The 23,043-nt window shown below is 71.0% G+C and carries 27 protein-coding genes and 1 pseudogene; 17 read left to right on the top strand and 11 right to left on the bottom strand.

The window, feature by feature from the left end; translation table 11 throughout:
• Positions 1–12: 12 nt before the first annotated feature.
• Positions 13–201 (bottom strand): DUF397 domain-containing protein, encoded by a 189-nt coding sequence (locus ACH4SP_RS41240; protein WP_398423419.1) that lies wholly within the window; start codon positions 199–201, stop codon positions 13–15.
• Positions 198–1,016 carry a Scr1 family TA system antitoxin-like transcriptional regulator gene (locus ACH4SP_RS41235; protein ID WP_398423417.1) on the bottom strand — a complete coding sequence of 273 codons (819 nt, stop codon included), beginning with the start codon at positions 1,014–1,016 and terminating at the stop codon, positions 198–200. Before ACH4SP_RS41235 ends, ACH4SP_RS41240 begins: the two co-directional genes overlap by 4 nt.
• A 113-nt stretch (positions 1,017–1,129) precedes the next feature.
• On the opposite strand from ACH4SP_RS41235, the gene ACH4SP_RS41230 reads away from it, so the two are divergent.
• The 3 genes from ACH4SP_RS41230 (at position 1,130) to ACH4SP_RS41220 (ending at position 2,338) form a co-directional block, all read left to right on the top strand.
• A complete protein-coding gene (locus tag ACH4SP_RS41230) occupies positions 1,130–1,426 on the top strand; it encodes a hypothetical protein (protein ID WP_398423415.1) in 297 nt (98 codons plus the stop codon).
• Entirely contained in the window at positions 1,423–1,869 is a 447-nt protein-coding gene (locus ACH4SP_RS41225) for an ATP-binding protein (protein ID WP_398423413.1), read from the top strand. Before ACH4SP_RS41230 ends, ACH4SP_RS41225 begins: the two co-directional genes overlap by 4 nt.
• A 103-nt stretch (positions 1,870–1,972) precedes the next feature.
• Positions 1,973–2,338 carry a PH domain-containing protein gene (locus ACH4SP_RS41220; RefSeq protein WP_398423411.1) on the top strand — a complete coding sequence of 122 codons (366 nt, stop codon included), beginning with the start codon at positions 1,973–1,975 and terminating at the stop codon, positions 2,336–2,338.
• Between the two features lie 105 nt (positions 2,339–2,443).
• Here ACH4SP_RS41220 and ACH4SP_RS41215 read toward each other — a convergent pair whose 3' ends face one another.
• From ACH4SP_RS41215 to ACH4SP_RS41190, 6 genes are all read right to left on the bottom strand, one after another.
• Positions 2,444–4,174 (bottom strand): SH3 domain-containing protein, encoded by a 1,731-nt coding sequence (locus tag ACH4SP_RS41215; RefSeq protein ID WP_398423409.1) that lies wholly within the window; start codon positions 4,172–4,174, stop codon positions 2,444–2,446.
• Between the two features lie 195 nt (positions 4,175–4,369).
• Entirely contained in the window at positions 4,370–5,791 is a 1,422-nt protein-coding gene (locus ACH4SP_RS41210) for an ATP-binding protein (protein WP_398423408.1), read from the bottom strand.
• A complete protein-coding gene (locus ACH4SP_RS41205; protein ID WP_398423406.1) occupies positions 5,788–6,552 on the bottom strand; it encodes a response regulator transcription factor in 765 nt (254 codons plus the stop codon). Before ACH4SP_RS41205 ends, ACH4SP_RS41210 begins: the two co-directional genes overlap by 4 nt.
• Before the next feature lie 87 nt (positions 6,553–6,639).
• A complete protein-coding gene (locus ACH4SP_RS41200; protein WP_398423404.1) occupies positions 6,640–7,710 on the bottom strand; it encodes a S1C family serine protease in 1,071 nt (356 codons plus the stop codon).
• A gap of 357 nt (positions 7,711–8,067) precedes the next feature.
• Positions 8,068–9,090, bottom strand: a complete 1,023-nt coding sequence (locus ACH4SP_RS41195) for a LacI family DNA-binding transcriptional regulator (RefSeq protein WP_398423402.1) — start codon at positions 9,088–9,090, stop codon at positions 8,068–8,070.
• Positions 9,091–9,162: 72 nt separating this feature from the next.
• Positions 9,163–9,966 (bottom strand): winged-helix domain-containing protein, encoded by an 804-nt coding sequence (locus ACH4SP_RS41190; RefSeq protein ID WP_398423400.1) that lies wholly within the window; start codon positions 9,964–9,966, stop codon positions 9,163–9,165.
• 295 nt (positions 9,967–10,261) lie between these two features.
• On the opposite strand from ACH4SP_RS41190, the pseudogene ACH4SP_RS41185 reads away from it, so the two are divergent.
• The 8 genes and pseudogenes from ACH4SP_RS41185 to ACH4SP_RS41150 form a co-directional block, all read left to right on the top strand.
• Positions 10,262–11,149 (top strand): annotated as a pseudogene (locus tag ACH4SP_RS41185) (alpha/beta hydrolase); the annotation flags it as partial.
• A gap of 180 nt (positions 11,150–11,329) precedes the next feature.
• Positions 11,330–11,584, top strand: coding sequence for a MoaD/ThiS family protein (locus ACH4SP_RS41180; protein ID WP_398423500.1), 255 nt, complete (start codon positions 11,330–11,332; stop codon positions 11,582–11,584).
• Between the two features lie 8 nt (positions 11,585–11,592).
• Complete coding sequence (locus ACH4SP_RS41175; RefSeq protein ID WP_398423398.1) at positions 11,593–12,963, top strand: hypothetical protein; 1,371 nt, start codon at positions 11,593–11,595, stop codon at positions 12,961–12,963.
• A gap of 117 nt (positions 12,964–13,080) precedes the next feature.
• Positions 13,081–13,779, top strand: coding sequence for a DUF2993 domain-containing protein (locus tag ACH4SP_RS41170; RefSeq protein WP_398423397.1), 699 nt, complete (start codon positions 13,081–13,083; stop codon positions 13,777–13,779).
• Positions 13,780–13,982: 203 nt separating this feature from the next.
• Positions 13,983–14,069, top strand: coding sequence for a putative leader peptide (locus tag ACH4SP_RS41165; RefSeq protein WP_362423585.1), 87 nt, complete (start codon positions 13,983–13,985; stop codon positions 14,067–14,069).
• Positions 14,070–14,286: 217 nt separating this feature from the next.
• A complete protein-coding gene (locus ACH4SP_RS41160; protein WP_398423395.1) occupies positions 14,287–15,132 on the top strand; it encodes a sulfurtransferase in 846 nt (281 codons plus the stop codon).
• Between the two features lie 36 nt (positions 15,133–15,168).
• Positions 15,169–15,456 (top strand): DUF1416 domain-containing protein, encoded by a 288-nt coding sequence (locus tag ACH4SP_RS41155; protein WP_362423220.1) that lies wholly within the window; start codon positions 15,169–15,171, stop codon positions 15,454–15,456.
• 220 nt (positions 15,457–15,676) lie between these two features.
• Complete coding sequence (locus ACH4SP_RS41150; RefSeq protein WP_398423393.1) at positions 15,677–15,937, top strand: DUF3099 domain-containing protein; 261 nt, start codon at positions 15,677–15,679, stop codon at positions 15,935–15,937.
• A gap of 15 nt (positions 15,938–15,952) precedes the next feature.
• Here ACH4SP_RS41150 and ACH4SP_RS41145 read toward each other — a convergent pair whose 3' ends face one another.
• The gene (locus tag ACH4SP_RS41145; RefSeq protein ID WP_398423391.1) at positions 15,953–16,315 is read right to left on the bottom strand and encodes a DsrE family protein; all 363 of its coding nucleotides are present in this window, start codon (positions 16,313–16,315) and stop codon (positions 15,953–15,955) included.
• Positions 16,316–16,593: 278 nt separating this feature from the next.
• On the opposite strand from ACH4SP_RS41145, the gene ACH4SP_RS41140 reads away from it, so the two are divergent.
• Genes ACH4SP_RS41140 through ACH4SP_RS41130 form a run of 3 tightly spaced genes read left to right on the top strand, consistent with a single transcriptional unit; the run spans position 16,594 to position 18,640 of the window.
• Complete coding sequence (locus ACH4SP_RS41140) at positions 16,594–17,166, top strand: FABP family protein (protein ID WP_398423389.1); 573 nt, start codon at positions 16,594–16,596, stop codon at positions 17,164–17,166.
• Positions 17,167–17,212: 46 nt separating this feature from the next.
• Complete coding sequence (locus tag ACH4SP_RS41135) at positions 17,213–17,653, top strand: Fur family transcriptional regulator (protein ID WP_398423387.1); 441 nt, start codon at positions 17,213–17,215, stop codon at positions 17,651–17,653.
• Positions 17,654–17,674: 21 nt separating this feature from the next.
• The gene (locus ACH4SP_RS41130) at positions 17,675–18,640 is read left to right on the top strand and encodes a YgfZ/GcvT domain-containing protein (protein WP_398423386.1); all 966 of its coding nucleotides are present in this window, start codon (positions 17,675–17,677) and stop codon (positions 18,638–18,640) included.
• Positions 18,641–18,663: 23 nt separating this feature from the next.
• Here ACH4SP_RS41130 and ACH4SP_RS41125 read toward each other — a convergent pair whose 3' ends face one another.
• Positions 18,664–19,377 (bottom strand): hypothetical protein, encoded by a 714-nt coding sequence (locus ACH4SP_RS41125; protein ID WP_398423384.1) that lies wholly within the window; start codon positions 19,375–19,377, stop codon positions 18,664–18,666.
• 48 nt (positions 19,378–19,425) lie between these two features.
• Positions 19,426–19,851 carry a D-aminoacyl-tRNA deacylase gene (dtd, locus tag ACH4SP_RS41120; protein ID WP_398423382.1) on the bottom strand — a complete coding sequence of 142 codons (426 nt, stop codon included), beginning with the start codon at positions 19,849–19,851 and terminating at the stop codon, positions 19,426–19,428.
• Between the two features lie 147 nt (positions 19,852–19,998).
• On the opposite strand from dtd, the gene ACH4SP_RS41115 reads away from it, so the two are divergent.
• The 3 genes from ACH4SP_RS41115 to ACH4SP_RS41105 all read left to right on the top strand — a co-directional run bounded on the left by ACH4SP_RS41115 (position 19,999) and on the right by ACH4SP_RS41105 (position 23,002).
• The gene (locus ACH4SP_RS41115) at positions 19,999–20,619 is read left to right on the top strand and encodes an ABC transporter substrate-binding protein (RefSeq protein WP_398423380.1); all 621 of its coding nucleotides are present in this window, start codon (positions 19,999–20,001) and stop codon (positions 20,617–20,619) included.
• 67 nt (positions 20,620–20,686) lie between these two features.
• The gene (locus ACH4SP_RS41110) at positions 20,687–21,661 is read left to right on the top strand and encodes an asparaginase (RefSeq protein ID WP_398423378.1); all 975 of its coding nucleotides are present in this window, start codon (positions 20,687–20,689) and stop codon (positions 21,659–21,661) included.
• Positions 21,662–21,685: 24 nt separating this feature from the next.
• On the top strand, positions 21,686–23,002 hold the full coding sequence (locus ACH4SP_RS41105) for a GNAT family N-acetyltransferase (RefSeq protein WP_398423376.1): 1,317 nt from the start codon (positions 21,686–21,688) through the stop codon (positions 23,000–23,002).
• The last annotated feature ends 41 nt before the right edge of the window (positions 23,003–23,043 follow it).

Genomic DNA, 23,043 nt, shown 5'->3' with positions numbered 1-23,043 from the left:
GTGTTTGTGCACCTACTGCTTGGCGAAGGTCAGGAACGTGTTCCAGGTGCTGTCGTCGACGGTGATCACCGGGCTGTCGTCGGCGAGTTTGGTGTCGCGGAACATCGTGTGGCCAGGGGTGTTGTCGGCGACCTCCACGCAGTCGTTGCCCGTCCCACCGCTGTAGGAGGACTTGTGCCAGTTCAGGGCCTCGCCGCTCAATGCAACCTCTTCAGTGCGTCGTGGATTGCCGCCGTGGACGCATCGACCGTCAACGCGTGGTCGGCGAGCCGATCATAGACCTTTTGGAGAAACAGGACTTGGTCCGCGTCTTCGCTGTAGCGGCCGCTGTCGAAGCCTTCGTGGTATGCGCCTCGAACGCCTCCGGGGAGCGTGAGGATCGTCATGGTGCCGAGGACGTGTCCGGCCCTGCTGGGGAGTACCCGGATGCTGATGTTGGGCATCTCCTGGGCGTTGAGAAGCCTTTCGAGCTGCGGCCCAGTGGATCCGTGCAAGGCGGCTTCGGCCAGGATGCAGGACATCCATGGTGGGTCTTCGCGCTCCCAGACGGCCTGACGCGTCATGCGGTGCTCCACCAGGGCGTCGACGTTTCTCGGGTCCGCTGCTTGGCCGGTGAGCATCAACTCCCGGGCGTAGTCCGATGTTTGGAGCAGTCCGGGTACCAGGAAGCTGGAGGTGTGCATCATCTCCGCCACCGCCTGGCGGCGCAGGAATGGCTTCGCGTAGTCGCTGATGATGTCCTGCTCCAGAATCCTGATCAGGTTCACCAATGAGTCGGGCCGCAGCCCGAGCGCCGATTCGAGCTTCCTCGCCAGGTCGACGTCCGGTGGAACATCTCCCGTCTCCACCTCGGAGATCCGGGACTGACTGACGAAGACCCGCTTTCCGAGGAACGCCTGCGACCAGTCTTCGCCCGGAATCTTTGCCCTCGCCTTGGCCAGCCGGGCTTCCTGGACCGTATCGCCGATGTACTGCTCGATGTTCTGACTGGGGTCTGGCTCCCGTGCTTTTGGCATATGCCCTATACCTCGATCGCACTCCGGTACCGAACTCCTACCGATCGTAACGAGGAGTAGCCAATCTGGAGGAGGAACAACGGAGTTCGGCAGCACGAGCAGGAAGAAGCCGCATGCCCCCCACGATCAGACCGCGCACCGCGCATCAGCGCGACAGCGCGCTGGAGAAGCAGAACCAGGTGTCGACCATCGCCTTCAACGAACTGTTCGCCGCCCTGGTCAAGGCGGGCACCACCCTCCCCCACCTGAGCCTGTGCCTCGACGAGCCGGGCGTACCGCTCGACCTCGGTCGCCTCGGCGCAGCCGACTGTCTGGGCCTGGCCCGCCGGATCAACTTCCTGCTGTCGCTGGAAGCCGAGTTCGACAGGCCGCAGGCCCTGGATCACTGGCGGGCGGCGAGGCAGCCATGAGCCGCAGTGAGGAGGCGGCAGGGGAAGGGGGTGGCGAGGTCGTCGTGCTGCGCTGGAGCCGCGACCCTCGCGCCGTCGGCCGCGCCCGTGCCGAGTTGCGCAAGGTGCTGGCCGGGTGGGGGCGTACGGCCGTGGAGGACACGGCGACCCTCGTACTCTCCGAGCTGCTCACCAACTCACAGCAGCACGCCCGCACTTCACATGGGTGGGAGATCGAGACCCGGTTCAGCAGGGTCAGGTCCGACGGCGTGCGGCTGGAGGTGTACGACGCGGACGACAGACTGCCCCAGCCCCGCGCCGGAGGCGACACGTACGACTGCGACGGGCGCGGCCTGCACCTGGTGGACGCGCTCGCCGACCGGTGGGGCGTCACGGACCGCGACGGGCCGGGGAAGTGCGTCTGGGCGGAGTGCGGCACGAGTCGCACGGGGGCGCCCGCCTGAGCACTGACCTTCGGCTCTCCCTGGTCACCCCCCGTACAGTGGCAAGATCCCGCATTCCACCCGGGATGCGGGGGCTGTAGATCCACTGAGTGGGGGGCCTGACATGGCACTGTTCGGAAACGCGCACACCGTAGACCCGGCGAAGGCGCAGAACGAGTACGCGCGGCTGCTCGGGCACGGCGAGCAGGTGCACGCCGCGTACGTGCTGATACGCGACACCATGCTGTTCACGGACCGTCGGCTGATCATGGTCGACAAGCAGGGGATCACCGGTAAGAAGGTCGAGTACCACTCGGTGCCGTACCGCACCATCACGCACTTCGCCGTGGAGACGGCCGGGCACTTCGACCTCGATGCGGAGTTGAAGATCTGGATCTCCGGCAACCCGACGCCGATGCAGAAGACGTTCACGAAGGGCGTCGACATCTACGAGGTCCAGGCGATCCTCACGCAGTTCGTGGCCCGCTGACACGGTGACGAACGGCCCCGGGTGCGGGCCCCGGCGGGGACCGCACCCGGGGTGGCGGTGGCTGGTTCTCCCGGTCACAGACGACCAGTTACCTCAAACGCTCGGCTAGTTGTACGAGGCGCAGTAGGCGTACGCAGTGATCGGGAAGGTGGTGGCTGAGGAATCCATCTGCTGCCAGGACACCTTCCACGAGTTGGTCGCCAGGTCGGCCTTGCTCTGCCAGAACCAGTTGTTGAGACTCCCGCTGGCGTTGGTCCGGTTGCCGTGGGCGAACCCGCCGCCCACCACCTGTGTACCGCTGGGGCACGTGGCGGTCGCGGTGATCTGCCCCGAGGAGGCGGCAGGCAGCGTCACCGGGGTTCCCGCGACTTCGGTGATCGTCGGCAGCTTGTTCGGCCCAGGGTCACCCTTGGCGCCTGCCGGGCCGGTCGCACCGGTCGCGCCTTTGGCGCCGTCCGCGCCTGCTGGGCCGGTCGCGCCGGTTGCGCCCTTGGCGCCGTCCGCGCCTGCTGGGCCGGTCGCGCCGGTTGCGCCCTTGGCGCCGTCCGCGCCTGCCGGGCCGGTCTCTCCCTTGGCGCCTGCCGGGCCTGCCGGGCCGGTGTCGCCCTTGGCTCCTGCTGGGCCTGCTGGGCCGGTCTCGCCCTTAGGGCCGTCTGTGCCCGCCGCACCTGCCGGGCCGGTGTCTCCCTTGGCGCCTGCCGGACCCGGGTCGCCCTTCTCGCCCTTGGCGCCGTCCGCTCCGTCCGCGCCTGCTGGGCCGGTCGCGCCGGTTGCGCCCTTGGCGCCGTCCGCGCCTGCCGCGCCCGCCGCGCCCGCCGGGCCAGTCTCTCCCTTGGCGCCTGCCGCGCCTGCCGGGCCGGTGTCGCCCTTGGCTCCGTCCGCACCCGCCGGGCCCGGGTCGCCCTTCTCGCCCTTGGCTCCGTCCGCGCCGTCTGCCCCCGCGGGGCCGGTTGCGCCCTTGGCTCCGTCCGGGCCTGCCGGGCCGGTCTCTCCCTTGGCCCCGTCCGCACCTGCTGGGCCAGGCGCGCCGGTCTCGCCCTTGGGACCGTCCGTGCCCGCCGCACCTGCCGGGCCGGAGTCGCCCTTGGCGCCTGCCGGGCCCGGGTCGCCCTTCTCCCCCTTGGCTCCGTCCGCGCCAGCGGGACCAGCGGGACCAGCGGGCCCCGCTGGACCAGCGGGACCAGTCGCGCCGGTGTCGCCCTTCGCTCCCGCAGGGCCCGGGTCGCCCTTCGGACCGCCCGGTGTTCCCGGGTCGCCCTTCTCCCCCTTCATCTCGGCCTTCTCCGCGTCGGTCCACTCCGTCGGACTGATGCGGGGCCCCACCTGGCCGCGTGGGCCTGCCGGCCCCGGCTCGCCCTTCGGCCCGGATTCGCCCTTGGGGCCTGCGGGACCCTGCGGTCCGGCGGGGCCGGCAGCGCCCGGGTCGCCCTTGTCGCCCTTCGGGCCGGGCCTGCCCGTGTCGGGCGTGGGACACCACGGCACGGAGCCGGAGCTGGCGACGTAGCGGGCGCTCATCCACCCCGTGCGGTCGTACAGCTTGTACCAGATCGCGTTCCCCGCCACGTTCTGCGAACGGACCTTGCACTTGAGCGAGACACGGGCGCCCGAGCGGTACTCGCCGAGCTTGCGGGCCGACGTGGACGGTGTCGCCCGGACGAACTGGCCGATCCGGGAGGTGACCTTGCCCGTTGCCGGCGGGGCCGCGAACGACGCCGCCTGCGCAACCGCAGGGGCCGTCAGCGCGAGTGTCACGCCCAGGGTCACCGCACCCTGCACCGCGCGGCGGGGCAGGCGGGCCTGATGGGTCTGACCGGTCCGATGGGGGGAGGACAGCACAGGAACTCCTTCTCACAAAGAGATCGGTGCCGTCATGACACCTGCGCCGATGCTGTCCAGAGCGATGCCGCCCTCCCCAACAACCACGCGAGAACCATGCCCTTTTGTCATTCGACCGGACCAGCATCACGGGTGAAGAACCCACCGAATGGCCGCACCGTGCGCGAGTCGTACGGCGAGATCAGGACCGTTCGGCTAGGGAACCTCGCTCGGCGGCGGCGTCGGCGCCCCCGGCAGCCGTACGACCGCCTCCGTGCCCGGCCCGCCGTCCTCCGGCGCGCGGAGGGAGACCTCGCCGCCCGCCTCGCGGACCGTGCGGGCCACGATCGAGAGGCCGAGGCCCGAGCCGGGGAGGGCGCGGGCGGACGGGGAGCGCCAGAAGCGTTCGAAGACGTGCGGGAGGTCGGCGGGCGGGATGCCGGGGCCGTGGTCGCGGACGGTGAGGACGCCCAGGTGGAGGCGGACGGAGATCGTGCCGCCCGGCGGGCTGAACTTCACCGCGTTGTCGAGGACGTTGACCAGGGCGCGTTCGAGGGCGGCCGGTTCGGCACGTACGTACCAGGGGGCCAGCGAGACGTCGAAGTTCAGCTCGGGGCCGCGCAGGCGGGCCCGGTCCAGGGCGATGCGGGTCAGGTCGTGCCAGGAGACGACCTGGGGGGAGGTGTTGCCCGGGGTGGACTCCGGGCGGGCGAGTTCCTGCAAGTCCGTGATGAGGGCGGCCAGTTCGGTCATCTGGGCCTTGACCGAGGTGAGGAGGGCCTTGCGGTCGGCCGGGGGGATCGGGCGGCCGGTGTCCTCGCTGCGGGAGAGGAGTTCGATGTTGGTGCGGAGGGAGGTCAGGGGGGTGCGGAGCTCGTGGCCCGCGTCCGCGATGAGCTGGGACTGGAGGTCGCGGGAGGAGGCGAGGGCGGCGGTCATCGCGTTGAAGGAGGCGGAGAGGCGGGCGATCTCGTCGTCGGCGGCGCCGGACGGCGGGATGCGGACGGTCAAGTCCTCGGTGCGGGCGACGTGTTCGACCGTCTCGGTGAGACGGTCCACCGGGCGCAGGGCGGTGCGGGCCACCCAGAGGCCGGCCGCTCCCGCGCCGAGCACGCCCAGTCCCGCTACGGCGAGCAGGGCGAGGGCGAGACGGTTGAGGGAGTTGTCGATCTCGTAGAGGGGGCGGGAGATGGACACGGTGAGGTTGGTGTTCCGGTCGCGGCTGGTCACCACGCGGACCTCTTTGCCGTGCTCGTCGAGCCCGTCGTGCAGGACCTCGGAAGCGAGGTTGAGGGAGACCGCCACGTCGGAGCGTTCGACCGTGACCGGGGTCGAGCCGGGACCCACGCAACGGCTGCCGTCCGGCAGCACGATCTGGACGTTGGTCTTGTCGGCGGACGGCGAGTGCCCGGTGGTCGGCACGCCGGAGCGGCAGGAGTTGTACGTCTCGCGCAGGTAGCCGGAATCGGCCTGTGTCGTCTGGAGGGTGTTGTCCAGCTGCGAGTGGAGCTGATCCCGCGTCAGAAGCCAGCAGGCCGCCGCCGACAGGGCCACCGCGACGGCCACCGCCGTTGCGACGAGGAGGGCGAGCCGGGTGCGGATGCGGAGGGTGCGCAGACGGTGGGCGAGCGAGGTCACGCCGTGCCGCCCGGGTGCGTACCGGAGTCGGCGCGCAGGACGTAGCCGACGCCCCGCACCGTGTGCACCAGGCGGGGTTCGCCGCCCGCCTCGGTCTTGCGGCGCAGATACATCACGTACACGTCGAGGGAGTTGGAGGAGGGCTCGAAGTCGAAGCCCCAGACCGACTTGAGGATCTGCTCGCGGGTGAGGACCTGGCGGGGGTGCGCCAGGAACATCTCAAGCAGGGTGAACTCGGTGCGGGTCAGCTCGACCTGGCGCTCGCCACGGGTGACCTCGCGCGTCACCATGTCCATGCGCAGGTCGTCGAAGGTGAGCACGTCGCCGGGGGCCGCGGGCAGCCCCGCCTGCTGGGCGTACGAGCTGCGCCGGAGCAACGCCCGCACCCGGGCGAAGAGTTCGTCGAGCTCGAAGGGCTTGACGAGGTAGTCGTCGGCGCCGGCGTCGAGCCCCGACACGCGGTCGCCGACCGTGTCGCGGGCCGTCAGCATCAGGATCGGGGTGGTGTCCCCGGCGTGCCGCAAGCGGCGGGCGGCGGTCAGGCCGTCCATCCGGGGCATCTGGATGTCGAGGATGATCAGGTCGGGTGCGTACGTGGCCGTCTTCGTCACGGCCTCGATGCCGTCGACGGCGACCTCCGTCCCGTACCCCTCGAAGGCCAGACTGCGCTGGAGCGCCTCGCGCACGGCGGGCTCGTCGTCGACGACGAGGATGCGCTCGGTGGCGGGCCGGTCCTCGGGGGGTGTGGCTGCGGGGGTCATGTCGCTTCTGTCCTGCTCTTCTCCGGTACGGGGCGGGGGCGCACCCAGCTTTGCACGGCGCTCTACGCAGCGACGGGCCCTGGGGCCCTACACGCCGAGCCCGCCGATGAGTCCGCCGCCCCGCTGGTCCTGTCGCTGCTGGTCCTGCTGCTGGTCCTGGCCCCCGGACCCGCCCTTGCGGAGGCTGTCGAGGTCGGCCTTCACGGTGTCGACGGGGATGGCGAACCCGAGGCCTACGCTGCCCGATCCGCTGCCGCCGCCCGAACTCGGGGCGTACATCGCGGAGTTGATGCCGATGATCTCGCCCCGCATGTTGATGAGGGCGCCGCCGGAGTTGCCGGGGTTGAGGGAGGCGTCGGTCTGGATGGCCTTGTACGTGGTCTTGGACTGACCCGTGTCGCCGTTGAACTGCTCGCCGCCGAACTCGAACGGCCAGCCGCCGCTGCCGCCGCCCTGCTGTTGCTGCTGCGGCTCGTCCTTCGAGACGGTCACATCGCGGTCGAGGGCGGAGACGATGCCGCTGGTGACGGTGCCGGAGAGGCCCTCGGGCGAGCCGATCGCCACGACCTGCTCGCCGACCTTGACGCCGGAGCTGCTGCCGAGCTTGGCGGTGGGGAGCTTGTCGGCCCCCTGCACCTTGATCAGGGCGAGGTCCTTGTCGGGGTCGGTCCCGACGACCTTCGCGGTGTACGTCTTGCCGGTGGAGAGGGTGACCTTGACGGTGTCGGCCCCGGCCACGACGTGGTTGTTCGTGACGATCTCGCCGTCGGCGGTGATGATCACGCCCGAACCGGTGGAGGCACCGGCGCTCGACTTCGCGCTGATCTCGACGATGGCGGGGCCGACGGCCTGGGCGACTCCGGCGACGGTGCCCATGCTCGACTGGGAGACGTTGCTGCCGGCGGCGCCGACGCTGCTGCCGCCTTCGCTGTCACCGGCGTACCGCTGGGTGAGGTACGCGGCCCCGCCGCCGAAGGTCGCCGCGACGACCGCGACGGCGGCGAGCAGGGCGACGGGCCGCCCGGCCCGGCGGGACCGGTGCGGGGCGGGAGCGTGGGCCGGGGGCGGAGGGAACCCGGCGTACGAGTACGAGGACTGCTGCAGGGGCTGCTCGGGCTGCTCGCCGCTGGGGCGCGGGGTCTCGGTCGTCATGCTCATGAGCTTGGGGCCGGTGCATGAGAACTGTCTGAGGGGCGGTTAAGAAGCCCGGCAGATTCCCGTATGCCGGACATAAGGGCGGGCAGGCATTTAGGGGCGCGGGGAACTGCGCGATCAGCCACGACGCACCCGCACGGGACGCGGGAGCGGGGGTGCGGTCGCGAGGGCGTGCGGTCGGGGGAGGGGGCGCTCCGCGTGGGGGCCGCCCCCTTGCCCACCCGTCCCGCCCCCGGGGGGCGGCCCCGCTGCCCAAGGAGGCTCGGGGGGGAGGGGGCAGGCTTTTAGGGGCGCGGGGAACTGCGCGATCAGCCACGACGCACCCGCACGACGACAACGAACCCCACCCGCCGCGGACGCCTAGCCGCAGCCGCAGGAGCGGCGGACTATGAGGGCCGAGGGGAATTGTTTTACGCGCTCGCGCCGCGACCCCACCACCCGCAACCCGTCGTCGAGGACCAGATCCACCGCCGCCCGCGCCATCGCCGGCCGGTCCGAGGAGACGGTCGTCAGGGGCGGGTCGGTCAGGGCCGCTTCCTTGACGTCGTCGAAGCCCGCCACCGCAAGCTCCCCCGGCACGTCGATGCGCAGCTCCCGCGCCGCCCGCAGCACGCCGATCGCCTGGTCGTCGGTGGAGCAGAAGATGGCAGGGGGGCGATTCGGCCCCGAGAGGAGCCCGAGCGCCACCTCGTACGCCGCGTACCGGTCGTACGGCGCTTGGACCAGCCGGCCCTCCGTCGGCCGTCCGGACTCCCGCATCGCCCGCCGCCAGCCCTCGATGTGGTCGGCCACCGGGTCGCCCACCGAAGGGGTGGACTCGACGCCGCCGAAGCACACCACGTACTCGTGGCCGTGTTCCAGCAGGTGCCGCGTGGCCAGCTGCGCACCGCCCACGTCGTCCGTGACGACCGCGACGTCGTCGATCGCCTCGGGCCGCTCGTGGAGGAGCACGACCCGCGCGTCCCACGCGTCGATCTCGGCCGCCGCGCTCTCGCTCATGCCCTGGCTGACCAGGATGAGGCCCGAGACCCGCATGCCCAGGAAGGCGCGGAGATAGTGGATCTCGCGCTCGTTGCGGTAGTCGGAGTTGCCGACCAGCACCATTTTTCCGCGTTCGGCGGCGGCCTGTTCGACCGCGTGCGTCATCTCCGCGAAGAACGGCTGCCTGGCGTCCGGCACGATCATGCCTATGAGATCGGTGCGCCGGGACGCCATCGCCTGCGCGACCCGGTCCGGCCGGTAGCCGAGTTCCTTGATCGCGGCGAGGACACGCTCGCGCGTGGCCGGGGCGACCGGCCGGGGTCCGTTGTTGATGACGTAACTGACGACCGCGGTCGACGTACCCGCCAGTCGTGCCACATCGTCCCGCGTCACCTTGGCCACGCGCGGCAGTCTACGCGGATGGACCAGGTCACAGGCCGGTCGTCGCAAGGATCATGCCGAGTTGAGACCTTCTCACTCCGGTACGGGCGATTCCGCCGACTGGCCTACCGACCGGGCGACCGAGGCAGAGGCCCGCGCACGTGCCTTCTCCGCGTCCCGGCCCGCGACCTTCTCCTGGTCCTGCTTCGGCTCCGGCTTCTCCGGCTTCTCCGGCACCACGAAGCGGTAGCCGACGTTCCGGACGGTCCCGATCAGCGACTCGTTCTCGACGCCGAGCTTCGCGCGCAACCGCCTGACGTGCACGTCCACCGTCCGCGTACCGCCGAAGTAGTCGTACCCCCACACCTCCTGGAGGAGCTGCGCCCGGGTGAAGACCCGGCCCGGGTGCTGCGCCAGGTACTTCAGCAGCTCGAACTCCTTGAAGGTCAGGTCCAGGACCCGCCCCTTGAGCTTCGCGCTGTACGTCGCCTCGTCCACCGTCAGGTCGCCGTTGCGGATCTCGGTGGGGATGTCGTCGGCGGCCAGGTGCTGGCGGCCCATCGCCAGGCGCAGCCGCGCCTCGACCTCCGCGGGGCCCGCCGTGTCCAGGAGTACGTCGTCGATGCCCCAGTCGGCGGTGACGGCGGCCAGACCGCCCTCCGTGACGACCAGTATCAGCGGGCAGCCGGGACCGGTGGAGCGCAGCAGCTGGCACAGAGACCTGACCTGCGGGAGGTCGCGCCGGCCGTCGATCAGGATGGTGTCGGCACCGGGGGTGTCCACGAGTGCGGGGCCCTCGGCGGGGGCCACCCGCACGCTGTGCAGCAGCAGGCCGAGGGCGGGAAGCACCTCCGTCGACGGCTGGAGGGCATTGGTGAGGAGCAGCAGAGAGCTCATCGCGCTCCACCTGCTCGCCTGATCGTCGTTTTCGGTTGGTGCACGGTTCGCTCGCCCATAACGTCGGTTCCTCCTCGGTCCCTGCGAGGACGTTTACGGCACTGCTTCGTACTGCTTCTGCTTCGTACTGCTTCGTACTTCCAGGTAGGTCGAAGACCCCCGCGCCCAGGGGTCCGACGTGCCCGTTTTCCTGCTCTCTTGCCCTGTTCTTTCCGAGCCCTTTAGGTCTCCCGGAAAGCACAAAAGGACCCGGGGGCAACGGTGCCCGAGTCCTCTGCCCAGCAGAATAGCCCACATGAGAGGTGCTCCCGCTGTTCCCTTGATCACTCCTACGGTCCGGCGCACCACGCTCCGTACGGACGATTCGGTGGCCGTCGAGGCGGTGTACGAGCCCGGTCCGAGCCCCTCCGCGGACCCCTCGGCCGTCCCGCTCTTCGTCCTCGCGCACGGCTTCACCGGGTCCGCCGAGCGGCCGGCCGTGCGGCGGGCAGCTCGGGCGTTCGCGCAGTACGGGGCCGTGATCACGTTCTCGTTCCGCGGGCACGGGAGGTCGGGCGGGCGCTCGACGGTCGGGGACCGGGAGGTGCTGGACCTGGCCGCCGCGGTCGCCTGGGGGAGAGCGCTGGGACACCGGCACGTGACCACCGTCGGGTTCAGGGGGGCACCTCCCATGCCCTTAAGGCATGGGGGAGGGCGGGTCCGTGGTGCTGCGGCAGGGGGCGCTGTACGGACCTTCGTACGAGGCGTTGCAGAGGGGGCGCACGGAAGCGCGCTCGGGCGCGGGGGACGGCGCAGAGTGGGATGCCGGGACGGACGCCAAGGTGGACGCCGTGGTGGCGGTCAGTGCTCCGGCCCGGTGGTTCTACCGGGGGACTGCTCCGATGCGGCGGTTGCACTGGGTGGTGACGCGGCCGGCCGGGCGCCTGGTGGGGAGGGCCGGATTCCGTACCCGGATTCACCCCGGGGCGTGGGACCCCGTACCGCTGTCGCCGGTGGAGGCCGTACCGCATCTGGCGCCGACACCGCTGCTCGTCGTGCACGGCGAGCTTGATCCCTACTTCCCGCTGGACCACCCGCGCGCGCTCGCCGCGGCCGCGCCCGGCTCCGAGCTGTGGATCGAGCCGGGGATGGGCATGCGGAGAACGCGGCGGACGCAGAGCTCCTGGCCCGCATCGGGCGATGGGGTCTCCCCTGTTCGAGCGAAGCCGAGAACTTGGGGAAGGGCGGGGGCGCGTTCGCGGGAACGGGCCGGGGAGCGTTCGCCGGAGCGGGCGGCCGGATGGCCCATCATGGACAGCTGAGGAGCCCGAGGAGCCCTGAGGGACTTGAGGGCTGTGGGAGTTCGCGCGAGAGGAGCGCCGCTGTGGCAGCGGGAACCATCCGCTTTTGGGCGGCGGCCAAGGCCGCTGCCGGAACCGGCGAGGAGCCGTACGCGGCCGAGACGCTCGCCGAGGCGCTGGACGCGGTGCGCGCACAGCACCCCGGGGAGCTGGTGCGGGTGCTCCAGCGGTGCTCGTTCCTGATCGACGGCGACCCCGTCGGGACACGTGACCACGGGACGGTACGGCTGGCCGAAGGCGGCACGGTCGAGGTGCTCCCGCCGTTCGCAGGAGGGTGACCGGGACCATGAGCAGCAGCAACGAACAGCAGTATCCGCCGCAGTACGGGCGTGATCAGTACGGGCAGGACCAGTTCGGGCAGGACCAGTTCGGGCAGGGCCAGTACGGGAACGGGCAGGATCCGTACGCGCAGGATGCGTACGGTCAGCAGGCCCAGCAGCCTTCGTACGGTGACCAGCAGTACCCGGAGCCGCAGCAATACCAGCAGCCGCAGCCGCAGGAGCCGTACCCGGCGCCCGCCGCCCAGGACCCGTACGCGACGCAGACCTGGCAGGGGCAGACCTGGGACACCCAGTACCAGCCGGTCCAGCAGCTCCGGAGCCAGCCCCCGCAGCACCAGGCTCCGCAGCACCAGGCCCCGGCCGCGGCCGACACCGCCTACCTCCCGCCGCAGAACGGCCACACCGGTCCCAACGGCCACAACGGCCACGCCGGTCCCACCGGAACCCCCGGCAGCCCCTCCGGCTCGTACCCCCTGCCGCCCGAGGTCCCCATGCAGAGCCCGCTCCAGACCCCCGAGCCCTCCTACGCGGGCACCCCGGGCCCGTCCCCCCAGACCGAGAACCCGACCCCGCCCCCCGCCCCCGCCTACAGCTCCCCTGCGACCCGCGGCAACACCCGGATCACCGACGCCCAGCGGGCCCGCGCCGAAGGGCGGTCGCCGATCATAGAGCCCGGCATGAAGCCCGCCCTGCTGACCGCGGCACTGGCGGCGCTGCTCGCAGGGGCGGCCGTGTTCGGGCAGTTCGCACTGGTCGTGCCGGTGGTGCTGTTGCAGGCGGTGACGGCCGCCGGCTGGTTCCGGCTGAACGGGATGTGGCCTGCCAGGCAGGGCATCGCGCTCGCCTTCCTCGGCGGTCTGGTCGCGGATGTCGCGCTCCTCGCCGTCGACGCCGCGCAGGCGCCCGCCGCGATCCTGGGCACGCTCGGCGTGTGGGTCCTGCTCACCGTCGTCCTGCACCTGCGCAACCGGATGCCCGCCGACGAGCGGATGTACGCGCTGACGGCCGGGGTCACCACGGCCGCGCTGACCGTCGTCGCCGCCGGGCACCTGGCAGCCGACTCCAAGGCCATGACGGTCGGCGGACTCGCGGTCGCCGCCGCGATCGTCGCCCGCGCGCTGCCGCTGCCCGTACCCGCCTCGGTCGGTGTCGCGCTGCTCGCGGCGGCGGGCGCCGGAATCGCGGCGGGCGGGGCCACCGGCCTCGGCGCGGGCGGTGCGCTGATCGGTCTCGGCGCCGGGGTGTGCGCGCTGGTGGGGCACCGGGTGGCGAGCTACGACTACCCGTCGAAGTTCGTGCACATGACGGCAGGCGTCGCACTGCCGCTCGCACTGGCCGCCCCCGCCGTCTACCTGCTGGGCCGGGCCTTCGCCTGACCCGACGTGTGATCTCCGAGACCCGACTTGTGATCTCCGAGGTTGGTGCGAACCCCACCGGTTAGGCTCACCGTCAGTACGGGGGCCAACGATCGCAAGGTGGGGGAAACACCGACAATGCGCGCACTACGCATACTTCTGATCCTGGTGGTGATCTTCGGCGGCATCTTCGTCGCCGCGGACCGCTTCGCGGTGAACTACGCCGAGGGCGAGGTCGCGGCCAAGGTCCGCACCAGCCAGGGGCTGTCGGCGGACCCGCAGATCGACATCAAGGGCTTCCCCTTCCTCACCCAGATCCTCGGCAAGAAGCTCGACCAGGTCGACGTCACGATGGACGGCGTCGAGGCGAGCACCACCCAGGGCCGCAATCTGAAGGTCGGCCGGATGACCGCCGAGCTCCACGACGTGACCCTCTCGAACAACTTCTCCTCCGCGACCGCGGCCCGTGCCACCGGCACGGCCGTGATCTCGTACGACGACCTCACGCGTGCGGCGGGCGACAAGGACGTGAAGCTCGCCTACGGCGGGAACGGCAAGGTCAAGGTCACCGGCACCGTCTCCGTCCTCGGCCGGGAGATCCAGCGCAGCGTCCTGTCCAGCGTCAGCCTCAAGAACAGCGGCAAGTCGGTCGCGGTGCGCGCCGACGAGGTGCCGGGGCAGGGCATCCCCGGGCTCGAAGGCATGATCCGCAAGAAGATCGACTTCGAGCGCCCGATCGGCGGCCTGCCGAACGGCCTGGTCCTGGACAAGATCACCCCGGTCGAGACCGGCATGCAGATCGGCGTCACGGGCACCAGCGTGCATCTGGCCGGCTAACCGGGCCCGTGGCCGGATGACGTGAGCCCGGCCGGATAACGAGACGGAAGGGTCCACTCCGCAGGACAGAGGGACACACAGGTGTGACGAGGGGCCGGGACCGACGCCCCGGCCCCTCTCTGCATCTCACACACCGGACGATCTCGTCTCACCATCCGACACACCGGTGACACGCGCCCCCGCACGTCCCTACGATCGGTCCCATGCAGCAGCGACAGGCGGACCTCACGAAGCGGCGGGCAGTAGACCTGTGCCGCGTCGCCGCCATGCTCTGTCGCCGCGCCGTCTGAGCGGGAACCGCTGGGCCCGACGCCCCGAACTCCCGCTTCCCCAGGGCGACTTGCGCCTGCTCCCACCGCACCGCGCCGCCGTACGCACGGCCCCGCCGCCGTACCGGCACGCACCCCGAACCCGCACTTCGAGCCCGCACCGTGGGCTCGCACCGCGAACCGCGCACCGCGAACCCGCACTTCGTATCCCCCCGAAACTGCCCCGGAGGAGAAACACATGAGCCGCACCGACGTACTGGTCGACGCCGACTGGGTCGAGGCCCACCTGGACGACCCGAAGGTGGCCCTCGTCGAGGTCGACGAGGACACCTCGGCCTACGAGAAGAACCACATCCGCAACGCGATCCGGATCGACTGGACCAAGGACCTCCAGGACCCGGTCCGCCGCGACTTCATCGACCAGGCCGGCTTCGAGAAGCTCCTCTCCGCGAAGGGCATCGGCAACGACACGACCGTCGTCCTCTACGGCGGCAACAACAACTGGTTCGCGTCGTACGCCTTCTGGTACTTCAAGCTCTACGGCCACGGCGACGTCCGCCTGCTCGACGGCGGCCGCAAGAAGTGGGAGCTGGACTCCCGCGACCTGGTCGACGGCGCGCAGATCCCGCAGCGCGAGGCCACGTCCTACAAGGCCCAGCCGCAGGACGAGTCGATCCGCGCCTACCGCGACGACGTCGTGGCGGCCATCGACAACCAGAACCTGGTCGACGTCCGCTCGCCCGACGAGTTCAGCGGCAAGCTCCTCGCCCCCGCGCACCTCCCGCAGGAGCAGTCCCAGCGTCCGGGCCACGTCCCGTCCGCCCGCAACATCCCGTGGTCGAAGAACGCCAACGACGACGGCACCTTCAAGTCCGACGAAGAGCTGAAGGCCCTCTACGAGGCCGAGCAGGTCGACCTGGCCCGCGACACCATCGCGTACTGCCGCATCGGCGAGCGCTCGGCCCTGACCTGGTTCGTCCTGCACGAGCTGCTCGGCGTCGAGAACGTCAAGAACTACGACGGCTCGTGGACCGAGTACGGCTCCCTGGTCGGCGTGCCGATCGAGCTCGGCGCCAACAAGTAACCCCTCCCCCTCTTCTCGGACCTCTGGAGTACGCACATGTGTGGAGCAAAGGCCGGCGGCCCCGACGCCTCGACCATCAAGCCCGGTGAGACCACCATCCAGGGCAGCATCACCAAGAACGGCGAGCCGGTGACGGGCTACGTCCGCCTCCTCGACTCGACCGGCGAGTTCACGGCCGAGGTCCCCACCTCCGCCACCGGCCAGTTCCGCTTCTACGCGGCCGAGGGCACCTGGACGCTGCGCGCCCTGGTCCCGGGCGGCACGGCGGACCGCACGGTCGTCGCCCAGACGGGCGGCCTGGCAGAGGTCGCCATCGCCGTCTGATTCTTCACGCGCCCCTCGTACCGTTCGGCGCCGGGGGCGCCTCCCGGGCTTCGGGGCGCTGCGCCGGACTCCGTCCGTCGGGGTCCGGCGCAGGTCCGGGACACTCGGACCGGCCGAAGGGCCGCACCCACAGGGGGTTGGACGCTTGCCTGTGACGAGGGTGCGGCCCTTTTGCCTTGCCGTTTCTCCGGTCTCCGGTCTCCGGTCGTACGGTGGAGTTATGTACGCGCGTCGCCGTCGCGGCTACTTCGTGATGATGGGGACCTGCCTCGTCCTTTTCGTTTCCGCGTGCGCACTCGTGCGGCTGTGGTCGGTTCCCGTGGCGGTCGGGATGTGTGTGGTCGCCGCGCTCATTCCGCCCTTCGCGGCGATGATCGCCAACCGCAAGGGGCCCGAGGACCGCTGGTGGGACGAGACGACGGGCGACCCCCGCTCCGACGACTGGTGGGACGAGCTGGACGGCCGCAAGAAGCGTCAGTGAGCAGTAGTGCGGGGCTCAGTAGACGAGTGCCTGTACTCCGTCGGCCATGATCTCGCTCACGAAAACCTGCGCCCCCGCGATCCGTACGCCCTCCAGCACATCGCCCTCGCCGATGTCCCGCCGTACCGCGCACTGTGTGCACAGGGTGATCTGGCCGGATGATCCGATCGACTCGATCAGGTCCGGCAGCGGCGCCGAGTGCGGAAGCTCGAATTCGGCGGCCTTTCCCGGCAGCGCGAACCACGCCGACTCCCCGGTCAGCCACAACGACACCTCGACCCCACTGGCCACGGCCACCGCCGCCACCGTGAACGCCTGCGAGCACCGCTCGGGCGCATCGGCCCCGGCGGTCACCTTGATCACGAGCTTCTTCGACATGCGGGCACTGTAAGCCCGTCGCCCACCTCACCGAGAGCGCCGGGCCCCGGCGGACTAAGCTGGGGCCCGGCCCGTATCCCGCACCTCGATCGTCCCAAGGAGCACCCCGTGCTTGAGGCAGTCTTCTCCGCCCTGCTGGTCCTGGTCTGCGTCGGCGTCCTCGCCTTCGCCGGTCTGGCCGTGAAGAAGCTCTACCAGGGCCAGCGCTAGCCACAGGCTCCCAGCCCCTCGCGCAGCCGGCCGCCGCCACCCCCTCACACAGATCGCCTGAGCCCCTCATGATCGAGATCCCGTCCGACCTCCACCCGGACCTCGTCCCCCTCGTCTTCCTCCTCGGGAAGTGGACGGGTGCGGGCGTCACCGACTTCCCCGGCCAGGAGAAGGCCAACTTCGGCCAGGAAGTCACCTTCAGCCACGACGGCCGCGACTTCCTGGAGTACGTCTCGCACTCCTGGATCCTCGACGCCGAGGGCAACAAGGTGAAGCCGCTGGAGACCGAGTCCGGCTTCTGGCGGATCGACAAGGACCGCAAGGTCGAGGTCGTCATGGTCCGCGACACCGGTGTCGTCGAGATCTGGTACGGCGAGCTGGCCGCGCAGAAGCCGCAGATCGACCTCGTGACCGACGCTGTGGCGCGTACCGCCGCCTCGGGCCCGTACACCGGCGGAAAGCGCCTCTACGGGTACGTGAAGAGCGACCTGATGTGGGTCGGCGAGAAGGCCACCCCCGAGGTCGAGCTGCGCCCGTACATGTCGGCGCACCTGAAGAAGACCGTCACGCCGGAGGAGGTCGAGGAGATGGCGAAGAACCTCGGCGACCTGCCGGACGACGGGATCGCCTTCTTCCGCTGAGCCGGAGGCAGGCCGAATGCTCGCCGCGCTGCCTACACTGGGCGGCGTGGTGAGCACCGACTGGAAAAGTGACCTGCGGCAGCGCGGCTACCGGCTGACGCCGCAGCGGGAGCTCGTGCTGCAAGCGGTGGACGTGCTGGAGCACGCGACGCCCGACGACATTCTGGTGCAGGTCCGGAAGACCGCCTCGGGGATCAATATCTCGACCGTCTACCGGACCCTTGAGCTGCTGGAAGAGCTCGGTCTTGTCAGCCATGCCCATCTGGGGCACGGGGCGCCGACCTATCACCTCGCCGACCGGCACCACCACCTCCATCTGGTCTGCCGGGACTGTTCGAACGTCATCGAGGCCGACGTGGCCGTGGCCGGTGACTTCATCGCCAAGCTGCGGGGCGAATTCGGGTTCGAGACCGATATGAAGCACTTTGCGATCTTCGGGCGGTGCGCGGACTGCACGGCGCAGGCGGCGAAGGACACCGAGTCGTAGCCGAGTCGTACGCTGGGGACCATGACGAGCCCCCTTCTTTCCCTGCCCGGTGCCGTTCCCGCCGAGGGGCGTGACGAAGGCGTCGCCGCGCACTACGGCGATCTGTTCCGCGAGCAGCGTGCGCTGGCCGACGGGTCCGGCTTCGTTGACCTCTCGCACCGGGGGGTCATCGCCGTCACCGGGTCCGACCGGCTGAGCTGGCTGCATCTGCTGATCACCCAGCACGTGACCGAACTGCCCGTGGGCCAGGCGACCGAGGCACTGGTGCTGACCGCCAACGGGCACGTGGAGCACGCGCTGTACCTGGTGGACGACGGGGAGACGACGTGGATCCACGTCGAGCCGGGTACGCAGGGGGAGTTGATCGCGTACCTGGAGAGCATGAAGTTCTTCTACCGGGTGGAAGTCGCCGACCGGACGGACGAGTTCGGGGTGGTCTGGCTGCCGGCCGGGTCCATCACCGCGGTGCCCGAGGGCGTGGTGGTGCGGGAGACGGCGTACGGGCGTGACCTGTTCCTGCCGCGCAAGGAGCTGGAGGCGTTCGCCGCCGCCCACGGGCCCGCGATCGGGGTCCTCGCGTACGAGGCGCTGCGCGTCGAGGGACACCGGCCGCGGCTCGGCTTCGAGACCGACCACCGGACCATCCCGCACGAGCTGGGGTGGATCGGGAGCGCGGTGCACCTGCAGAAGGGCTGCTACCGGGGGCAGGAGACCGTCGCCCGCGTCCAGAACCTCGGGAAGCCGCCGCGCCGGCTGGTCTTCCTGCACCTGGACGGCAGCGAGGTGCACCTGCCGCCTTCGGGCACGCCGGTGCGGCTCGCCGCCGACGGGCCCGAGGGGCGGCAGATCGGGTTCGTGACGACCTCCGCCCGGCACCACGAGCTCGGCCCCATCGCCCTCGCCCTCGTCAAGCGGAACGTGGCGGTGGACGCCGAGCTGCTGGCCGGGGACACGGCTGCGGCTCAGGAAGTCGTCGTCGAGCCGTAAGTGCCGTAAGCACTGCCCGTGGGTCAGATCTCGTCGACGGGTCGCTTCAGCTTCGCCACCTGCCGGTCGAGGATCGACTTCACCTGGTCCGCGCCCAGCACGGGCGGCGAACCCGGCAGCGCCCGGAGTGTGTCGTCCACGGTGGCGACCGAGGTCAGACTTCCGGTGCGTACGGCGTGCACCTCGTGCCGGACGGGCCCGTTGCGGGCGTCCACGGGCTGTGCGTTCAGGACGTAGGTGGTCCCCGTGTCGCTCCCCGGTCCCGAGGGGAGCTCGACGCTCACCCGGTAGGCGCGGTTCAGCGGGCCCGTGAGGTCGAAGGTGCGGCACGAGCCGAGGGCGCCGGAGAGCTTGTCCATGGCCCGCCGGGCGCCGTCGCTGTCGTACGTCCCCAGCTTCAGGCCCATGGGCTGCACGCCGCCGGTCCGCGAGCCGACCGTGACGTACGCCGAGCGGACCGCACCCAGGGTGCCGGGGCCCAGCGCGTCGAGCAGCGGCGCGCACTTGGCGTCCCCGGTGCGCCAGGCGGGCAGGTTGGCGTGCTCGGTGCGCTGGACGGGGCCCACCGCGTAGCCGGGCACCTCCTTGTTCCGCAGCATCGCGTCATGCAGGTCCCGTTCGGTCATCGCCTCCGTTGCCTCGGAGTACGACTCGGGTCCGCCGGAACCGCAGGCGCTCAGGCCGACAGTCACGCCGGCAGCTATCAGTACGTACGAGAAAAGCGCGCGCGTGCGCATCGTGCAGGTCCCCCTCGGTGGTGCCGCACCGTCCCCCGCGGACGGTCGTCAGATCTCGATCAATACCGTGAACGGCCCGTTGTTCGTCAGGGAAATCCGCATGTCCGCACCGAACCTGCCCGTCTCCACCGTCGCTCCCAGCGCCCGCAGTTGGGCCACCACCTCGTCGACCAGCGGTTCGGCGACGTCGCCGGGCGCCGCGGCGTTCCAGGTGGGGCGGCGGCCCTTGCGGGCGTCCCCGTACAGGGTGAATTGCGAGATGACGAGAAGGGGGGCATTTACGTCGGAGCAGGACTTCTCGGATTCGAGGATGCGCACCGACCACAGCTTGCGCGCGAGTTGCGCCGCCTTGTCCGGAGTGTCCTCGTGGCCCACTCCCACCAGGACACACAGGCCCTCGCCCACGATCTCGCCGACCGTCTCGCCCCCGACGACGACGCTCGCGCCGTCCACTCTCTGCACCACAGCTCGCATGACGCCCATGATGCCTTCCTCCGGCCCCTTCTCCGATTTCTCCGATGCAAGGGCCATACGGGTGCAGTGTGCCTGCGTCGGTGCGGGAAGGAGTGGCACGATGCGGGTCAAGGCGGTGCGCCGCACCGTTCGAGGGGACGGAAATCCATGAGCACTTCTGGCACCGGGCAGCCGTCCGGTCCCGTACCGATGCAGCTGGCGAGTGCAGCAGGGGCAGGGGCGGTGGAGGCGGTACGGACACCCGCGCCGCGTTCCGGGCACCGTGTCCAGGACGGTCTGCCCACCGTCCCGCAGCCCGATTTCGGTGTCCTCGGCCTGCCCGAGCTGCGGACGCTGCGCCAGGGCGCGCAGCGCGACGAGGCCGATCTGAGTTACGTACGGCGGCTGCTGCACGGCCGTATCGACATCCTGCGGGCCGAGCTGGGCCGCCGGGGCGGGCCGCAGTCGCCCGTGGTGGAGCGGCTCTCGGAGATCCTCGCGGACAGCCCGCCCACGCACCGGTCGTCCGCCCGGCACGTCACGCTGTCCACGCCGCGCAGCGAGGAGTACCGGCGGCTCGCCTGCGACATGCTCGCGGAGGTCGAGCTGTCCGACCTCGACGCCCGAACGGACCAGGAGCTGCATGCGGGCATGGGCCGGCTCGTGGGCTATGAGCAGCAGGTTTCCCGGCAGCGGCAGCGGCTCCAGCGGACCGCGGACGATTGCAGCGCGGAGATCGCCCGCAGGTACCGTGAGGGCGAAGCGCAAGTAGACGATCTGCTCCACTGAGCCCACCGCCGGCGATCCCGGGCGGCCGGTTCCGGGGCGGATCCCCGTCCGGAAGGCCGAGCCGACGATGACTCCCCCCACCGCCACTGCCCCCGCCCCCGCCATATCCCCGGTTCTCGCCGAAGTCGTCCGATCCGGCTTCGTCGAGGGCCGTCACAGGGGCTCGCTGGTGGTCCTGGCGGCCGACGGAAGCGTGGAGCACGCCCTCGGCGACGTGGTCGCTCCCGTCTTCCCCCGCTCCAGCAACAAGCCGATGCAGGCCGCGGCCGTGCTGCGGGCCGGGCTCGACCTCTCGGGGGAGCGGCTGGCGCTGGCCGCGGCGAGCCACTCGGGCGAGGGCTTCCAGATCGATCTCGTACGGAAGATGCTCAGCGAGTACGGGCTGACCGAGGGCGATCTCCAGACGCCGCCGGACCTGCCGCTGGACCCCGTCGAGGCCGAGCAGTACCTGGCGGCGGGGAAGGTCCGCGAGCGGGTCACGATGAACTGCTCGGGCAAGCACGCCGCGATGATCGCCGCGTGCCGGCTCAACGGGTGGGACACCGCGACGTACCTGGAGCAGTCCCACCCGCTCCAGCAGCTGGTCCTGGAGTGCGTGGAGCGGGCGAGCGGGGAGCAGGTCACCGCGGTCGGCACGGACGGCTGCGGGGCCCCGCTGATGGCGATCAGCCTCACCGGTCTCGCCCGCGCCTTCCGGCACTTCGTGCTCGCGGCGGACGGCACCCCCGAGCGCCGGGTCGCGGACGCGATGCGGGCCCACCCTGAGTACGTGGCGGGCACCCGGCGTCCCGACACCTGGCTGATGCGGGAGGTGCCGGGCGTGCTGTCGAAGATGGGCGCCGAGGCCGTGCAGGCGGTGGCGCTGCCGGACGGCCGGGCCCTCGCGTTCAAGATCGACGACGGGGCCGGGCGGGCGCTCGGTCCGGTGCTGGCCAGGGCGCTGGAACAGCTGGGCGTACAGGGCGAAGTGGTGGCCAGGATGGCGGACGCACCGCTGCTCGGGGGCCCGGTCAGGGTCGGCGAAATACGCGCGACATTCTGAGGCGGAGGTGCCTAGCGTGGGCGGATGACCGCTCACGCTGCCCCTGCCCCGGGCCCCGACGATTCGTCCGCTGATTCCCTGGAAGTACGTCCCATCACCGAGGCCGAGTTCGCGGGCTGGGCGCGGGCCAACAACACCGGGTTCCTGATGGCCCAGGAGTACACGGCCGAGGACATCGGGCTGCGGCTGCCGCGCACCGACCTCTCCCGCGCGTGGGGTGCCTTCGACGCGGGGCGGTGCGTGGCGTCGTACCGTTCCTTCCCGCAGCAACTCACCCTGCCCGGGGGGCGGTTCGTGCAGGCGAACGCGGTCACCAGCGTCACCGTCATGCCCACCCACCGGCGGCGCGGAATCCTCAGCCGGATGATGCGCGCGGACCTCGCCGAGGCGAAGGAGCGCGGCGACGCGATCGCGACGCTGATCGCCGCCGAGTACCCGATCTACGGGCGGTACGGCTTCGGGCCCGCGACCTCGATCAACGAGTGGGAGGTCGACGTGCACCGCACGGGACTCGACCCGCGGTGGGCGGGCCCGGAGTGCGGCGGGCGGATCGACCTGGTGGACCCGGCGGACGTCCGGAAGATCGGCCCCGAGCTGCACGAGCGGTTGCGGGCGGGCAAGCCCGGGGTGATCGACCGGAGCGCGGGCTGGTGGGACGCGCGGACGGGACTCACGGAGTACTCGTTCGACCCGTACAAGCCGACCTTCTTCGCCGTGTACCGGGCGCCGGCCGAGCAGGGCGGTCAGGTGGAGGGGCTGGTCGGCTACCGCGCCGACGACAAGTGGGGCGACGGCAAGCAGCCGCTGAACACGGTGCGGGTGACCGACCTGATCGCCACGACCCCGGCGGCCGAGCGCGCCCTGTGGCACTTCCTCTGCTCGATCGACTGGGTGGCGACGGTGCGGACCGGCTACCGCGCACCGGACGACCTGCTGCCGGACCTGCTGCCCGACCCTCGTGCGGCGAGGGTCGTGACGGCGGCGGACTGGCTGTGGGTGCGGGTGCTGGACGTCGTACGGGCGCTGGAGGCACGGACGTACGCCAGGCCGTACGAGGGCGGCGGCGCGGTGGTGCTGGAGGTGCGGGACCGGCTGGGGCTTGCCGCGGGCCGGTTCCGCCTTGAGGTCTCGGCGGACGGGACGGGGGTCTGTGTGCCGACCGAGGAGAGCGTCGAACTAACCCTGGACGTACGGGAGTTGGGTGCGCTCTATCTCGGCGGCGGGTCGGCGGTGCGGATGGCGGCGCTGGGCCTGGTGACGGAGGAGCGGGACGGGGTGGCGGCGCGGGTGGACGGGCTGTTCCGGACGGTGCGCGAGCCGTGGTGCCCGGACATCTTCTGATGCCGTGTGACGTCTTCTGATGTCCTGCGACGTCCTGTGAT

Source organism: Streptomyces sp. NPDC021093 (genome assembly GCF_044333135.1).
Classification (GTDB): domain Bacteria; phylum Actinomycetota; class Actinomycetes; order Streptomycetales; family Streptomycetaceae; genus Streptomyces.
The sequence above is the reverse complement of the archived record's forward strand: the minus strand, read 5'-3'. Positions and strand labels throughout refer to the sequence as shown.

What these genes read in the sequence shown, in the direction of transcription:
- ACH4SP_RS41235 (WP_398423417.1), bottom strand. Translation starts at nt 1,016, where the DNA reads ATGCCAAAAGCACGGGAGCCAGACCCCAGTCAGAACATCGAGCAGTAC.
- ACH4SP_RS41230 (WP_398423415.1), top strand. Translation starts at nt 1,130, where the DNA reads ATGCCCCCCACGATCAGACCGCGCACCGCGCATCAGCGCGACAGCGCG.
- ACH4SP_RS41225 (WP_398423413.1), top strand. Translation starts at nt 1,423, where the DNA reads ATGAGCCGCAGTGAGGAGGCGGCAGGGGAAGGGGGTGGCGAGGTCGTC.
- ACH4SP_RS41220 (WP_398423411.1), top strand. Translation starts at nt 1,973, where the DNA reads ATGGCACTGTTCGGAAACGCGCACACCGTAGACCCGGCGAAGGCGCAG.
- ACH4SP_RS41205 (WP_398423406.1), bottom strand. Translation starts at nt 6,552, where the DNA reads ATGACCCCCGCAGCCACACCCCCCGAGGACCGGCCCGCCACCGAGCGC.
- ACH4SP_RS41200 (WP_398423404.1), bottom strand. Translation starts at nt 7,710, where the DNA reads ATGAGCATGACGACCGAGACCCCGCGCCCCAGCGGCGAGCAGCCCGAG.
- ACH4SP_RS41190 (WP_398423400.1), bottom strand. Translation starts at nt 9,966, where the DNA reads ATGAGCTCTCTGCTGCTCCTCACCAATGCCCTCCAGCCGTCGACGGAG.
- ACH4SP_RS41175 (WP_398423398.1), top strand. Translation starts at nt 11,593, where the DNA reads ATGAGCAGCAGCAACGAACAGCAGTATCCGCCGCAGTACGGGCGTGAT.
- ACH4SP_RS41170 (WP_398423397.1), top strand. Translation starts at nt 13,081, where the DNA reads ATGCGCGCACTACGCATACTTCTGATCCTGGTGGTGATCTTCGGCGGC.
- ACH4SP_RS41165 (WP_362423585.1), top strand. Translation starts at nt 13,983, where the DNA reads ATGCAGCAGCGACAGGCGGACCTCACGAAGCGGCGGGCAGTAGACCTG.
- ACH4SP_RS41160 (WP_398423395.1), top strand. Translation starts at nt 14,287, where the DNA reads ATGAGCCGCACCGACGTACTGGTCGACGCCGACTGGGTCGAGGCCCAC.
- ACH4SP_RS41155 (WP_362423220.1), top strand. Translation starts at nt 15,169, where the DNA reads ATGTGTGGAGCAAAGGCCGGCGGCCCCGACGCCTCGACCATCAAGCCC.
- ACH4SP_RS41150 (WP_398423393.1), top strand. Translation starts at nt 15,677, where the DNA reads ATGTACGCGCGTCGCCGTCGCGGCTACTTCGTGATGATGGGGACCTGC.
- ACH4SP_RS41145 (WP_398423391.1), bottom strand. Translation starts at nt 16,315, where the DNA reads ATGTCGAAGAAGCTCGTGATCAAGGTGACCGCCGGGGCCGATGCGCCC.
- ACH4SP_RS41140 (WP_398423389.1), top strand. Translation starts at nt 16,594, where the DNA reads ATGATCGAGATCCCGTCCGACCTCCACCCGGACCTCGTCCCCCTCGTC.
- ACH4SP_RS41130 (WP_398423386.1), top strand. Translation starts at nt 17,675, where the DNA reads ATGACGAGCCCCCTTCTTTCCCTGCCCGGTGCCGTTCCCGCCGAGGGG.
- ACH4SP_RS41125 (WP_398423384.1), bottom strand. Translation starts at nt 19,377, where the DNA reads ATGCGCACGCGCGCGCTTTTCTCGTACGTACTGATAGCTGCCGGCGTG.
- dtd (WP_398423382.1), bottom strand. Translation starts at nt 19,851, where the DNA reads ATGCGAGCTGTGGTGCAGAGAGTGGACGGCGCGAGCGTCGTCGTCGGG.
- ACH4SP_RS41115 (WP_398423380.1), top strand. Translation starts at nt 19,999, where the DNA reads ATGAGCACTTCTGGCACCGGGCAGCCGTCCGGTCCCGTACCGATGCAG.
- ACH4SP_RS41110 (WP_398423378.1), top strand. Translation starts at nt 20,687, where the DNA reads ATGACTCCCCCCACCGCCACTGCCCCCGCCCCCGCCATATCCCCGGTT.
- ACH4SP_RS41105 (WP_398423376.1), top strand. Translation starts at nt 21,686, where the DNA reads ATGACCGCTCACGCTGCCCCTGCCCCGGGCCCCGACGATTCGTCCGCT.